Source organism: Kitasatospora sp. NPDC058406 (genome assembly GCF_042722765.1).
Lineage (GTDB): Bacteria > Actinomycetota > Actinomycetes > Streptomycetales > Streptomycetaceae > Kitasatospora.
The window spans coordinates 55895-69255 of the sequence record NZ_JBHXKE010000012.1; the positions used below are offsets into that span (position 1 = coordinate 55895).

General features: G+C 74.5%; 10 protein-coding genes. 6 read left to right on the plus strand and 4 right to left on the minus strand.

Going from position 1 to position 13361, the window contains the following annotated elements; genetic code table 11:
* Positions 1 to 93: 93 nt before the first annotated feature.
* Complete coding sequence (locus tag ACFWOG_RS04620; protein ID WP_329951399.1) at positions 94 to 1155, minus strand: NAD-dependent epimerase/dehydratase family protein; 1062 nt, start codon at positions 1153 to 1155, stop codon at positions 94 to 96.
* A 173-nt stretch (positions 1156 to 1328) separates the two neighbouring features.
* Here ACFWOG_RS04620 and ACFWOG_RS04625 point away from each other — a divergent pair, with 173 nt between their 5' ends.
* Both ACFWOG_RS04625 and ACFWOG_RS04630 read left to right on the plus strand, forming a co-directional pair.
* Positions 1329 to 2663 (plus strand): DUF1254 domain-containing protein, encoded by a 1335-nt coding sequence (locus ACFWOG_RS04625; protein ID WP_380354760.1) that lies wholly within the window; start codon positions 1329 to 1331, stop codon positions 2661 to 2663.
* Positions 2664 to 2690: 27 nt separating this feature from the next.
* On the plus strand, positions 2691 to 3362 hold the full coding sequence (locus ACFWOG_RS04630) for a GAP family protein (protein ID WP_329951401.1): 672 nt from the start codon (positions 2691 to 2693) through the stop codon (positions 3360 to 3362).
* 76 nt (positions 3363 to 3438) lie between these two features.
* Here the strand turns inward: ACFWOG_RS04630 and ACFWOG_RS04635 are convergent, their stop codons facing one another.
* The gene (locus ACFWOG_RS04635) at positions 3439 to 5472 is read right to left on the minus strand and encodes a sigma-70 family RNA polymerase sigma factor (protein WP_380354764.1); all 2034 of its coding nucleotides are present in this window, start codon (positions 5470 to 5472) and stop codon (positions 3439 to 3441) included.
* A gap of 244 nt (positions 5473 to 5716) precedes the next feature.
* On the opposite strand from ACFWOG_RS04635, the gene radA reads away from it, so the two are divergent.
* Both radA and disA read left to right on the plus strand, forming a co-directional pair.
* Complete coding sequence (gene radA, locus ACFWOG_RS04640; protein ID WP_329951403.1) at positions 5717 to 7216, plus strand: DNA repair protein RadA; 1500 nt, start codon at positions 5717 to 5719, stop codon at positions 7214 to 7216.
* Between the two features lie 140 nt (positions 7217 to 7356).
* Positions 7357 to 8463, plus strand: coding sequence for a DNA integrity scanning diadenylate cyclase DisA (gene disA, locus ACFWOG_RS04645; protein ID WP_329951404.1), 1107 nt, complete (start codon positions 7357 to 7359; stop codon positions 8461 to 8463).
* A gap of 85 nt (positions 8464 to 8548) precedes the next feature.
* Here disA and ACFWOG_RS04650 read toward each other — a convergent pair whose 3' ends face one another.
* Entirely contained in the window at positions 8549 to 9463 is a 915-nt protein-coding gene (locus ACFWOG_RS04650) for a hypothetical protein (RefSeq protein ID WP_380354769.1), read from the minus strand.
* Positions 9464 to 9645: 182 nt separating this feature from the next.
* Here ACFWOG_RS04650 and ACFWOG_RS04655 point away from each other — a divergent pair, with 182 nt between their 5' ends.
* Entirely contained in the window at positions 9646 to 10599 is a 954-nt protein-coding gene (locus ACFWOG_RS04655) for an A/G-specific adenine glycosylase (protein ID WP_380354772.1), read from the plus strand.
* Positions 10600 to 10801: 202 nt separating this feature from the next.
* Here the strand turns inward: ACFWOG_RS04655 and ACFWOG_RS04660 are convergent, their stop codons facing one another.
* Positions 10802 to 12412, minus strand: coding sequence for an MDR family MFS transporter (locus ACFWOG_RS04660; RefSeq protein ID WP_380354775.1), 1611 nt, complete (start codon positions 12410 to 12412; stop codon positions 10802 to 10804).
* 287 nt (positions 12413 to 12699) lie between these two features.
* Between ACFWOG_RS04660 and ACFWOG_RS04665 the strand changes: the two genes are divergently transcribed.
* Positions 12700 to 13326 (plus strand): helix-turn-helix domain-containing protein, encoded by a 627-nt coding sequence (locus tag ACFWOG_RS04665; RefSeq protein ID WP_329951408.1) that lies wholly within the window; start codon positions 12700 to 12702, stop codon positions 13324 to 13326.
* Positions 13327 to 13361: the final 35 nt, after the last annotated feature.

Here is a 13361-nt window from a genome sequence, read left to right on the forward strand (position 1 = left end):
CCGTGCGTCGCCGTTCCGTCCGGGGCCGCAGCTCCGCTCGGCAGGCCCTGCCCAGCGGTCCTGTGCGGCGGTGGCTCTGCTCGGCGGTCCCGCTCAGGGCCGCGCGGCCAGCAGCCGCTGCTCCTTCGCGGGCTCGATGCCGTGCACGATCCGGCCGCGCTTGCGTCCGTCGGCTTCGGTGTCGCCGGCCGGCCCGCGCTCCTGCAGCCAGGTCCAGGTGTCCCGCGCGGTCTCGGCGAACGGGCGGCAGCGCAGCCCGGCGGCCTCCGCCCGGGTGGTGTCGGCGAGCCAGATGCCGGCCATGGTGGGCAGACCGGGCGCCCAGAGGGGGAGTTCGCTCCACGGCTGGACGCTGTCCGGCCCCTCGGCCAGCAGCGGCGCGTCCTCGACCCAGACCAACTCGGCCCCGGCCCCGATACCGGGCCCGTCGCCGTCGCCGCCCGCCCCCACCGCCGCGATGCAGCCCGTCAGGAATTCCCGGTAGGTCAGCCGGCCGGGCGGCGCCGTGGTGACGTAGCGGCCCGCCGTGCCCGCCGTCACCAGGTCGAGCCCGAACACCGCGAAGTCCCGGACGTCGATCAACTGCACCGTCCGCTCCGGGTCCCCCGGTGCCAGCACCCGGCCGCCCCGGGCCATCCGCTCCAGCCACCACGGGAGCCGGCCGCCGCGCTCGTGCGGGCCGATCAGCAGTCCGCTGTTGAGGATCGTGGTGTGCTCGGCCCCGAACTGTTCCAGCACCGCGCGCTCGCAGCCGGCCTTGAGCGCGGTGCTGAACTCCTGGCCGGGCGGGGTGTCGGCCGGGCAGGGGTGGAGGGCCGAGGACTCGTCGATCACTTGGGCCGGCCAGTCCGCGAAGGCGTGGACGGAGGAGACCAGGACGTAGTGGCCGGCGCGTCCGCGCAGCAGCCGCGCGGAGAGCGCGGCCTGGGCGGGCTGCTGGGCCGAGGTGTCGACCACGGTGTCCCAGCGCCGGTCCTCGACCAGCCGCGCCAGGTCGTCGGCCGAGTCGCGGTCGCCGCGGACGACCTCGACGCCGGGCAGGTCGCCGCCGGAGCGGCCCCGGTTGAACGTGGTGACCGCGTGGCCGCGTGCGAGGGCTTCGGAGGCGAACGCCCGCCCCAGGAAGGACGAGCCGCCGAGCAGGAGGATCTTCATACCGGCAAGCCTGTCCCGGGGAGGGTCCTCGGTATGCCGTCGTTCGCGCTGGGCGGAGCCCGCCCGCGCCGGAAGCAGCCGGGATGCTGATCGTCCGGGGGCCGCATAGCATCCCACCTGTACCGAAATGCCCGAATCGGTTCGCCGGGCCCAGGCCCCGAGGAGACGCCGCCATGACCGAGCCCGAGCTGGAGGCCCTGGCCGCCGACGCCTACGTCTACGGCTACCCGATGGTCGCCGGCCTCACGATGGTCGAGCGGTTCGTCCAGGGCGGCACGGGCGTCCTCCCGGCGACCCCGTACAACCACTTCGGTCACGCCACCCGGCTGGCCGGCCCGGACGACGAATTCGTCTCGGTCAACAACGACACCGTCTACTCGGTCGCCCAGCTCGACCTCTCCGAGGGCCCGCAGATCCTGCGGCTGCCGGACACCGCCGGGGCGTACCACGTCCTGCAGTTCGTCGACGCGTGGACCGACAACTTCGCCTACCTGGGCCGCCGCGCCACCGGCACCGGGGCCCAGACCTGGCTGGTCGTCCCGCCCGACTGGCACGGCACCCCGACCGATCCGGACCGGGTGATCGTCTCGCCGACCACCGTGGCCACGATCGTCGGCAGGTTCGCCTGCACCGGCCCGGACGACCTCCCCCGGGTCCGGGCCCTCCAGGACGGGCTGACCCTCGAACCGCTGGAGCCGGGCGGCCTCTCCGCCGGGCTGCCCGCACCCGACCCGGAGGTGCCCGAGCGGCTCGCCTTCTTCGAGCGGCTCCGGGTCTGGATGGCGGCCTTCCCGCCCGCGGAGACCGACCGGACGTACGAACAGCGGTTCGCGCCGCTCGGCCTGCTCGACACGGGCACCTCGCCGTACCGGGCCGCGGCCCCCGACTGGACGCTCGCCCTGGCGAAGGGGCTGGCCGCCGGCCGGGAGCGGGTCGAGGACGCGACCCGCCCGCCCGAGGACCACCCGGCCGGCGAGTGGCGGGCGGCGCTGCACCTGTTCGACTACAACGTCGACTTCCTCGGCCCGGGCACCCTCGACGACCCCGAGTGGCGCATCCCCGACCGCCGCGCCGCCTACCTCAGCCGGGCCGCCGCCGCCCGTGCCGGCCTCTGGGGCAACCACGCCTACGAGGCGCTGTACGCGATGACGTACGACGACGCCGACGGCCGCCCGCTCACCGGCGCCCACCACTACACGCTGCGGTTCGACCGGCCGCCGCCCGCCGACGCCTTCTGGTCCGTCACCATGTACGGGGTCCCCGAGTACTACCTGGTCGACAACCCGGCCGACCGCTACTCGATCGGCGACCGCACCCCCGGCCTGGTGCACGGCCCGGACGGCTCGCTGACGCTCCACCTCCGGCACGACCGGCCCGCGGACCCGGCCGAGGCGGCGAACTGGCTGCCCACGCCCGAGGGCGGCTTCCGGCCGACGATCCGCATCTACCAGCCGCAGCCGGCGGCACTGGACGGCACCTACCGGCTGCCGCCGATCCGCCGCCGGTAGCGGTTCCGGGCGCGAGGGGAGTCGGGGATGGGTGACGCCGTCGGCGGGATGCTGGCCTCCGCCGTGGGCATCGCGATCAGTCCGATGCCGCTGATCGCGGTGATCCTGATGCTGGCCACCCCCAGGGGCCGGAGCAACGGGACGGCGTTCGCGGCCGGCTGGGTGGTGGCGCTGGCGGCGGTGGTCACCGTGGTCGTGTCGGCGGGGTCGGGGCTGTCCGCCGGCTCGGACCGGCCGTCCTGGGCCTGGTGGCTCAAGCTGGCCCTCGGGACGCTGTTCCTCCTGCTGGGGTTCAGGCAGTGGCGGGCCCGGCCGCGCGAGGGCCACGTGCACGGGCCACCGGCCTGGATGGAGGCGGTGGACCGGTTCACCCCTGTGAAGGCGGCCGGGCTCGCCGCGGCGCTGGTGGCGCTCAACCCGAAGAACCTGGTGCTGGCCGTCGGTGGCGCGGTCTCGATCGCGACCGCCACCGCCTCGGGCGCCGGCAAGGCCTGCGCCGCCGCGCTGATGGTGCTGATCGGCTCGCTCTGCACGCTGGTGCCACTGGGGGTGTACCTGTTCGGCGGGGACCGGGCGGCCAGGATCCTGGGGGAGTGGAAGGCGTGGATGGCCGCGCACAACGCGGCGATCATGACGGTGCTGCTGGTCGTCCTCGGTGCCACGTACGTCGGTGACGCCCTCACGGGCCTCACCTCCTGACGGGCCACCGCCGCTGCTCCGCCCCGCCCTACCGGCCCCCGTCGCCGGTCCCGGCCCGCTCCCGTCCCCCTCAGGTTCAGTGCGGCGAGGGGCTTCCGGACGCCGTGCCCGCCGAGGTCGCCGAGGTCGCCGGCTCGGACGGTGCACCCGGTGCGGACGAGGCGGACGGGGAAGCGGTCGGCGGAGCACTCGGCGAGGTCTCGCCCGTCGGTGTCGCCCCGGCCGGCCCGGTCGGGGTGGCCGACGGTGTGCCCGTGGCGGGGCCGGTCGCCGAGGGTGCCGGGCTGCCCGGCCCGTTCGAGGGCGTGCCGGAGGGTGCACCGGAGGGCGTGCCGGACGGCGAAGGCCCGCGGGTGGGGGCCGGGTCCGTGCCCGGGCCGGTCGCCGGGTCGGTGCCGCCCGGCCCGGCCGGCACCGGGGTGGCACCGCCGCGGTGCTGCGGCCCGCCCTCCAGGGTGACGACGGCCTGCGAGGGCGGTAGCGCGATCCGGGCGGTCCAGCGGGTGCTCGGGGCGAGGCCGTCGTCGACGGAGACGATCACGGTGATCCGCTGCCCCGGCGCGAGCGTGCCGGAGTCGCGGCTGAGCCGGAGCCAGGCGACGTCGACGTCGGCGTGCCAGCGGATCTCGGTGGTGCCGGAGTTGGTGAGGGTGAGCACCGTGCGGTTGCCGTACTCGCCCGCGTCGACCGTGAGCAGGCCGCCGGTCGGGGACGGGGCCTGCGCGGCGGACCCGGCGTCCGGGGTGGGCCCGGCGATCGTGGCCGGCCCGACGGCGGGGGCCGGCGCGGCGACCAGCGTCGGGCTGCCGAGCGGGGTCGCCCCGTGGCCCGGTACCGGAACCAGCGGGCCCTGGATCCCCGGGAGCAACGTTTCTGCACTCAGCGGCCCGGCACCCGCCAGCTCCATCCCGGCCACCGCGGCGCCCGCCGCCCCGGCCGCCTCCGGCACGCCCGCCGGTCCGCCCGGCTGCCCGGGCCCCGCCGACGGACCGCCCGGCCGGCGGCTGCCCGACCGTGCGTCCTCCTCGACCCGGACCGACGAGACCGACGCCGCGGCCCCGGGCCCGTCGCCGCCGCGGTGCCCGGCCCAGAGCGCGACCACCGGCGCCGCCAGCACGGCGGCCAGTACCCCCGTGGTCACCACCCGGCGGCGCACCGTCGGCCCCCGGCCGGTGTCCGGTGCGCGGTGGCGCGGGAACCCGTTCTGGTCGAACCGGAGGCCCGGTTCGGTCACCGGCACCGGACCCCCCGCCCGGCGGCCGGCCGGGCGCCGGGCCGGCTGCGGCAGGAAGACCACGGACCCCGCCGGGGCGCCCGTCGCCACGGGCGCGGCCAGCACCGGGAGCCCGGACAGTCCGGCGGCCCCCTCCGGCACCTCGCCCGCGACCCGCTCCGCCGTCCCCCGGCAGGTCGGACAGGCCACCACGTGCTGCACCAGCTCCCGGCGGAGCGCCGGGCCGAGCACCCAGTCCCGCCAGCTCTCCGCCCCCGCCCCGCCGAGCCGGTCGAGTTCGGGGCAGCTGCCGACGCCGAGCACCAGCAGGGCCGCCCTGGTCCGGTCGACCTCGGCCCGGGCGGAGTCCAGCAGCGTCCGGACGGTGTCGAACGGCAGACCCAGCACGGCCGCCACCTCGATGGGGCTCAGCCGGTGGCGCACCGACAGCTCCAGGGCCTCGCGCTGCTCGGGGTCGGTGCCGGCGGCCTCGGGCCAGGCCAGCGAGGCCAACTCGCGCCGGCGCCGCCCGGCCGCCTCGTCCGCGGTGGCCGAACCCCCGACGCCGGACCCTCCGCCCGCCGCAGCCCCGCCCGCCGAAGTCCCGCCCGCAGACCCCTCGACCGCCGGGGCGTCGTAGGGCCCGGGCACGCCCGGCCCGTCCGCCAGCCGCCGCAGGCAGCAGTACCGCGCCAGCGAGTACAGCCAGGCCCGCACCAGGCCGGGCTCGGCGAGCCGCGCGCCGTGCCGCACCGCCAGCTCGCGCACCTCGCGCAGGGCGGCGCCGGCCGCCCGGTGCTCGCACAGCACCGAGAGGCAGTAGGTGAAGAGTCCGTCCACCTGGCGGTCGTACGCCGCGAGGACGGGGTCGCGCGGTCGTTCCGTACTCGTTGTCACCCGTCCGACGGTAGAGACGCCACCCGGTCGGCCCGCGCTGTTTCGCCCGGTTGTACTTCTTTCGGGTAACAACATCGCCCGTTCGTGGACCGGCTGCCCCGCCCGGACCCCGTCCGAGCCCCACCCGAGCCCCACCCGAGCCCCACCCGAGCCCCACCCGAGCCCCACCCGGGCCTCGTCGCCCCGGTCGTCATCGCCGCCGCTGCCGCCCCGCGTTGTCGGACCCAGGCGCTACGGTGACCGCATGGCTGCCCGTACCAAGACCACCGCCAAGCCGCGCCCGGCGTACCGCTGCACCGAGTGCGGCAACCAGCTGCCCAAGTGGGTGGGCCGCTGCCCGGAGTGCAACGCCTGGGGCACGGTCGAGGAGTACGGCGCGGTGCCGGTCCGGACGACGGCCGCGGGGCCGGTCAGCTCGCCCGCCCGTCCCATCGCCCAGGTGGACGGCCAGGTGGCGACGGCCCGCTCCACCGGCGTGTCCGAGCTGGACCGGGTGCTCGGGGGCGGCCTGGTCCCCGGCGCCGTGGTGCTGCTGGCCGGCGAGCCCGGTGTCGGCAAGTCCACCCTGCTGCTGGACGTCGCCGCCAAGGCGGCCTCCGCGCAGCACCGCACGCTCTACGTCACCGGCGAGGAGTCGGCCGGCCAGGTCAGGCTCCGCGCCGACCGGATCAACGCACTCTCCGAGCACCTCTACCTGGCCGCGGAGTCCGACCTCGGGGCCGTCCTCGGGCACATCGAGGCGGTCAACCCGGGCCTGCTGGTCCTGGACTCGGTGCAGACCATCGCCTCGGCCGAGCTGGACGGGGCACCCGGCGGGCCGGCCCAGGTCCGTGAGGTGGCGGGCGCACTGATCCGGGCCTCCAAGGACCGCGGGATGGCCACCCTGCTGGTCGGCCACGTCACCAAGGACGGCCAGATCGCCGGCCCCCGCCTGCTGGAGCACCTGGTGGACGTGGTGCTGAGCTTCGAGGGGGACCGGCACGCCCGGCTCCGGATCATCCGCGGGATCAAGAACCGGTACGGCGCGACCGACGAGGTCGGCTGCTTCGAGCTGCACGACGAGGGCATCGAGGGTCTGGCCGATCCGTCCGGTCTCTTCCTGACCAGGCGCGACAAGCCCGTCCCGGGCACCTGCCTGACCGTCACGCTGGAGGGCAAGCGCCCGCTGGTCGCCGAGGTGCAGGCGCTGATGGTGGATTCGCAGATCCCCTCGCCCCGCCGGACGACCTCCGGTCTGGAGTCGCCCCGGATCGCGATGATCCTGGCCGTGGTGGAGCGTCACGGCGGGGTGAAGCTCGGCAAGCAGGACATCTACACCGCCACCGTCGGCGGGGTGAAGCTCTCGGAGCCCTCGGCGGACCTCGCGATCGCGCTCGCCGTGGCCAGCTCCTCCTCCGACACCCCGCTCCCCAGCAACCTGGTGGCGATCGGCGAGGTCGGCCTGGCCGGTGAGGTCCGGCGGGTGACGGGCGTGCAGCGGAGGCTGGCCGAGGCGCACCGGCTGGGCTTCACCCACGCGCTGGTCCCGTCGGACCCGGGCAAGGTCCCGCCGGGCATGAAGGTGGTCGAGGTGGCGGACATCGGCGAGGCGCTGCAGGCGATCCCGGGCCGCCGCCGGGCCGCCGCCAAGCCGAAGGGTGAGGCTCCGTCGGCCCCGCCGGCCCCGCGCGCGGCCCGGGTGGCGGCCTATCCGGAGGAGGTCATGGAGGGGTGGGAACCGCTCGACTCCGACGAACTGCACTGACCCAAGCCCTGTCGTTGCCGCACGCAGTTAGACTTCCCCTTGTCTCATTGGTGATAAGGCAGTACTAAGCGACAGAGCAACAGACCGCAGGGCCGGCGCACCGCGCGAGGCGCGCGGTACGGGGCGACCGGAGGAGTCACGTGGCAGCCAGCGACCGGGCGGACAAGTCCTCCCGCGAGGAGGCCCTGCTACGGGCCTCCCTCACCGCCATCGCTCCCGGAACGGCGCTGCGCGACGGCCTGGAGCGGGTGCTGCGGGCCAACACCGGCGGTCTGATCGTGCTCGGTTTCGACAAGACCGTCGAGCCGATCTGTACGGGCGGCTTCGTGCTGGACGTCGAGTTCACCGCGACGCGCCTGCGCGAGCTGTGCAAGCTCGACGGTGCCGTGGTGCTCGACAAGGACATCACCAAGATCGTCCGGGCCGGTGTCCACCTGATGCCGGACTCCACCATCCCGACCGACGAGACCGGGACCAGGCACCGCACCGCGGAGCGGGTCAACCGGCAGACCGGTTTCCCGGTGGTCGCCGTCTCGCACTCGATGCGGCTGATCGCCATGTACGTCAACGGCACCCGGCGGGTCCTGGAGGACTCGACCACCGTCCTCTCCCGCGCCAACCAGGCGCTGGCCACCCTGGAACGCTACAAGCTGCGCCTGGACGAGGTGGCCGGCACGCTCTCCGCGCTGGAGATCGAGGACCTGGTGACGGTCCGGGACGTCACCGCCGTGGCCCAGCGGCTGGAGATGGTCCGGCTGATCGCCACCGAGATCGCGGGCTACGTGCTGGAGCTCGGCATCGACGGCCGCCTGCTCTCGCTCCAGCTGGACGAGCTGATCGCGGGCGTGGAGCCGGAGCGCGAGCTGGTCGCCCGGGACTACTTCCCGGAGCGTGCGGCCAAGAAGGGCCGGACGGTCACCGACGTGCTGGCCGACCTGGAGGCGCTGACCCACGCCGAGCTGCTGGACCTGCAGACGGTCGCCAAGGCGCTCGGCTACTCGGGCACGCCGGAGTCGCTGGACTCGGCGGTCTCGCCGCGCGGCTACCGGCTGCTGGCCAAGATCCCGCGCCTGCCCAACACGGTGATAGAGCGGCTGGTGGAGCACTTCGGCGGGCTGCAGAAGCTGCTGGCCGCCAGCATCGACGATCTGCAGACGGTCGAGGGCGTCGGCGAGACCAGGGCCCGCTCGGTCCGCGAGGGCCTCTCCCGGCTCGCCGAATCGTCCATCCTGGAGCGCTACGTCTGACCGGTCCGGTCCGGACACGCAGGAGCCCCCGACCGTCCGCGGCCGGGGGCTCCTGCGTGTCGTCCGCAGGGCGGGTGACCGCCGGTCAGTTCTCCAGGCGGATCGAGGAACGGGCCGAGGCCTGGCCGCCGGAGAGGCCGGTGAGGTCGGCGACGACCAGGTAGTTGCCGGCCGGCGCGGGGGCCGGGTCGGCGGTGGCGCACTGCGGCTTGCTGCGGCCGCGGTCCCAGGTGAAGGTCTCGGTCAGGCCGTTGTTGGCCGGGAGCTGCACCCAGTTGCTGTTGCGGTCGGCGGGGCAGTCGCCGGAGGACCAGATGCGCTCGCCGTTGCTGGCGGTGACGGTGATCGCCGAGGCGGTCCGGCCGAGGTCCACCCGGCAGTTGGTGCCCGAGGAGTTGGTGACGGTGAGCGCCAGCCGCGGCTTGTCCTTGGGCTGGTAGGCGTTCTGGGCGCTGGACAGGCCGAGCGTCACCTGCGAGGAGGCGCAGACCGGCAGCGCCATGACCTCGGGGGTGTTCACCGGGGGAGGGCCGCCGTTGCCGCCGCCGGTCCCGCCCGCGGCTCCGCCGGTCCCGCCGCTGCCGCCGGTTCCTCCGGCCGCGCCGCCGCCCGTCGCCGTACCGCCGGTGGCGGGTGCGGGGTTGGGCGCGCCGCCGGTCGTGCCGCCGGTGCTGAGGCTGGCGTCGCCGCCGCCTCCGCCGCCCACCGCGCCGCCGGTCGCACCACCCGTGGCGGTGCCTCCGCTTCCGCTGCCGGGGCGCGAGTTGTTCGCCGGTCCGCTGGGCGAGGCGCCCGGCGTGATCGCCTGGGCAGGGCTCTGGGACTGGGTCGGCGCGGCCTGCGCGGTCTTGTCCTTCGAGCCGTCGTCACCGCCGCCCTGATCGGACATCAGCCAGATGACGAGGGCGGCGACCGCGACGACGGCGATGAGCACGACGATGCGCCGACGCCAGTAGATCGAGGCCGGCAGCGGTCCTACGGGTTGACGCAGAGAGGGCACGCCCAAACTCTACGAGACAGTGTGTGCCCCCTGACGCACCAACACCGCACACTCACCCCTTCCTTCACATGATCCGCCATTTGCGCCGTTCGGGGGAGGCTGAATGGGGGGTTTTGCGGCCCGATCCGGAATCCATTGATCCACTTCGGTTGCCGTCGCGGGCGTGGGAGGATCGAGGGGCCATGGCTGCCAACACCGTCACCCCCGCCGTCCCCGTCGTCCCCGCGCCCGCGTCCGCCGCCGGGGGGCCGAAGCTCGCCCTGCCGCTCCCCGTGCTGCACACGACCGTCCTCGACTGGTACGAGGCCAACGCCCGGGACCTCCCCTGGCGGACCCCGGACGCCTCGCCCTGGGCCGTGATGGTCAGCGAGTTCATGCTCCAGCAGACCCCGGTGAAGCGCGTGCTGCCCGTCTGGGAGACCTGGATGGAACGCTGGCCGACCCCGGCGGACCTGGCCGCCGAGGCGCCGGGCGAGGCCGTCCGGCTCTGGGGCCGGCTGGGCTACCCGCGCCGCGCGCTGCGCCTGCACGCGGCCGCGGTGGCGATCACCACGGAGCACGGCGGTGAGGTCCCGGACGACCACGCGACCCTCCTGTCGCTGCCCGGGGTCGGCGAGTACACGGCGGCGGCGGTGGCCTCGTTCGCCTTCCGCCAGCGGCACGTGGTGCTGGACACCAACGTCCGCCGGGTGTTCGCCCGGGCGGTGACCGGCGTGGAGTACCCGGCGCAGGCCACCACGGCGGCCGAACGGCGGACCGCCACGGCGCTGCTGCCCGACGCCGCCGCGACGGCCGCGACCTGGGCGGTCGGCGTGATGGAGCTGGGCGCCCTGGTCTGCACGGCCCGCGGCCCGGAGTGCGGCGACTGCCCGCTGTTCACCGTCTGTGCCTGGCAACGGGCTGGCTGCCCGCCCTACGAGGGCCCGGCCCGGCGGGGCCAGACGTACGAGGGGACCGATCGGCAGGTGCGCGGCAAGCTGCTCGCGGTGCTGCGGGACGCCCACGACACGGTGCCGCAGGCCCTGCTGGACGCCGTCTGGCCGGACGCGGTGCAGCGGGCCCGCGCCCTGGACGGGCTGGTCGCCGACGGCCTGGTCGAGCCGGTCGAGCAGGGCGTCTACCGGCTTCCCCGGTAGCCCGGGCCGACCGGAGGTCCCGACGGGCGGTCCCGGCCCGGCGGCTCACGCCGGCAACCCCGCCGACCTGTGGCCCCTGAGCCCCCTGGGCCCCTGAAACCCGAAGCCCCGAAGCCCCGAAGCGCCGTGGCGCAGGCCCGGCCTGGCCCGGACAGGCCGGAGGCCCCCGCTCCGTGGAACGGGGGCCTCCGGCGGCCGGGCGTCAGATCGCGACGGCCGCGGCGTCGGGCCCCTTGGCGGCCGCGGCGTCCTCGGCCGGCGGTCCGTCGGCGCCGCGCAGCGGCACCTCGCGCATGAAGACCGCGGCGGCGACCGCGATCACCGCGACACCCGCCCCCCAAAGGAAGACGGTGTGCATGCCGTTGGCCACCGCGTGGTGGTAGGCGTCCTGCACCGGCTCGGGCAGGGCCCGGAGCGCGGCCGGGCTGAGCTGCGACGGGTCGCCCTGCGAGCCGCCGGCACCGGCCGCCGAACCGAGCCGCTCCGTCATGGTCTCGGTGACCCGGCTGTTGAACAGCGCGCCGAACAGCGCCACACCGAACGAGCCGCCGATGGTGCGGAACAGCGTGGCGGTGGAGCTGGCCACACCCATGTCCTTGAGCTCGACACTGTTCTGCGCGACCAGCATGGTGATCTGCATCAGGAAGCCCATACCGGCCCCGAGCACGACCATCCAGCAGGCGGAGGCGAAGTTCGAGGTGTCGGTGGAGAGGGTGGAGAGCAGCACCATGCCGACGGTCATCACGATCGTGCCGATGATCGGGTAGATCCGGTACTTGCCGGTCTTGGTGACGGCCTGGCCGACCACCAGCGAGACCACCAGCATGCCGAACATCATCGGCATCAGCAGCAGGCCGGAGTTGGTGGCCGAGGCTCCCTGGACGGTCTGCTGGTAGAGCGGCAGGAAGACCGTCGCGCCGAACATCACGAAGCCGACCACGAAGCCGATCACCGAGACCAGCGTGAAGTTCAGGTTCTTGAACAGCGAGAGCGGCAGCATCGGCTCCTCGACCCGCTGCTCGACGTAGCAGAAGCCGATCAGCGTGGCCGCCGCCAGCGCGGCCAGGCCGAGGATCTCCTTCGAGCCCCAGGTGTACTCCTGGCCGCCCCAGGTGGTGATCAGGGTCAGTGCGGTGATGCCGGTGGTGAGCAGCAGCGCACCGAGGTAGTCGATCCTGGCCTTGCTGCGGACCTTCGGCAGCTTCAGCGTCACCACGACGACGGCGAGGGCGACCGCGCCGAGCGGCAGGTTGATGTAGAAGGTCCAGCGCCAGTTCAGGTGGTCCGTGATGAAGCCGCCGACCAGCGGACCGCCGATGGTGGCGAGGGCCATCACCGCGGCGAACATGCCCTGGTACTTGCCCCGGTCACGGGGCGGGACGAGCGCGCCCATGATCGACATCACGCCGACCATCAGACCGCCGGCGCCGAGGCCCTGGAGCGCGCGGAATCCGATCAGCTCGGTCATGTCCTGGGAGAGGCCGGAGAGGGCCGAGCCCGCCAGGAAGATCACGATCGAGATGAGGAAGGTGCCCTTTCGGCCGTAGAGGTCGCCGAGCTTGCCCCAGATCGGGGTGGAGGCGGCGGTGGCCAGGGTGTACGAGGTGACCACCCACGAGAGGTGCTCGGCGCCGCCGAGCTCACCGACGATGGTCGGCATCGCGGTTCCGACGATCAGGCCGTCGAGCATGGCGAGCAGCATGGTGACCACCAGGCCGATCATGACCAGGCGGATCTCGCGGGGGGAACGGGGCTGTTCGTCCTCGGCCGGTTTCTGTTCCGGTGACGGGGTGTCGGCCTTGGGTTGTGACATGGGGGTGCGGTCTCCCGGACTGGGTGGGGCGGGGCGTGGCTGACGGGAGCCCGGCGCGTCGGACGACCGGCCCGGCTCCTCGGCGTCTACTTACTTGACGCCCGGCTAGTTTACGGATCGACGGCACGGTAGGTTGTGTACTAGCCGGTCGTCAAGCCAGTTTTTCCGTGAACTGCCCGGGCAGGGAGAATGAGTCCGGAACGGGGCGCCGAACGCGGCGCCCGTCGGCAACGCCGCGGCCGCCGCAGGTCGTCAGCACCGGACATCGACGCAGTCAGAGGCAGGCCATGGGCACGACGCACAGCCCCCGTAGCGACACCCGGGCCCGCATCGTCGCGGTCGCCCTGGAGCTCTTCTCCGAGCACGGCTACGAACGCACCTCGCTGCGGGAGATCGCCGACCGGCTCGGTGTCACCAAGGCCGCCCTCTACTACCACTTCAAGACCAAGGAGGACATCGTCCACGGCATCGTGGCCGCCACGGCCGTGCCGATCGACGAGCTCATCGCCTGGGGTCGCGAGCAGGAGTGGTCGCCGGAGGTGCGGGACGAGCTCATCCGCCGGTTCGCGGCCGGGATGTCCGAGCGGGCGCCGCTGCTCCGCTTCTTCCAGGAGAACCAGCCCGCGCTGCGGGACCTGCCGGCCGGGCGGGAGTTCAGGGAGCGGATGATCGCGTTGGTCCGGCTGGTGCACGGTCCGGGGGCGAGCTTCGCGGACCGGCTGCGCGCGATGATGTCGCTGTTCACCATCAACTCGGCGCTCTTCCTGCTCCACCAGGACAAGCGGCCCGAGGAGCGGACGGCGGCCGGTGAGGTCACCATCGGGGAGCCCACCCCGGAGGAGGCGATGGCGGCCGCGCAGTACGTCGCGCTGGAGATCGGCCGGACGATCGGCCACGCCGCGCCGGGGAACTGAACGACCGTCGGCCCGGCACCGGAGCGGTGCCGGGC

Excerpts from the sequence above, each read along its gene's own strand:
- ACFWOG_RS04620 (WP_329951399.1), bottom strand. The coding sequence starts at position 1,155 with ATGAAGATCCTCCTGCTCGGCGGCTCGTCCTTCCTGGGGCGGGCGTTC.
- ACFWOG_RS04625 (WP_380354760.1), top strand. The coding sequence starts at position 1,329 with ATGACCGAGCCCGAGCTGGAGGCCCTGGCCGCCGACGCCTACGTCTAC.
- ACFWOG_RS04630 (WP_329951401.1), top strand. The coding sequence starts at position 2,691 with ATGGGTGACGCCGTCGGCGGGATGCTGGCCTCCGCCGTGGGCATCGCG.
- radA (WP_329951403.1), top strand. The coding sequence starts at position 5,717 with ATGGCTGCCCGTACCAAGACCACCGCCAAGCCGCGCCCGGCGTACCGC.
- ACFWOG_RS04655 (WP_380354772.1), top strand. The coding sequence starts at position 9,646 with ATGGCTGCCAACACCGTCACCCCCGCCGTCCCCGTCGTCCCCGCGCCC.
- ACFWOG_RS04660 (WP_380354775.1), bottom strand. The coding sequence starts at position 12,412 with ATGTCACAACCCAAGGCCGACACCCCGTCACCGGAACAGAAACCGGCC.
- ACFWOG_RS04665 (WP_329951408.1), top strand. The coding sequence starts at position 12,700 with ATGGGCACGACGCACAGCCCCCGTAGCGACACCCGGGCCCGCATCGTC.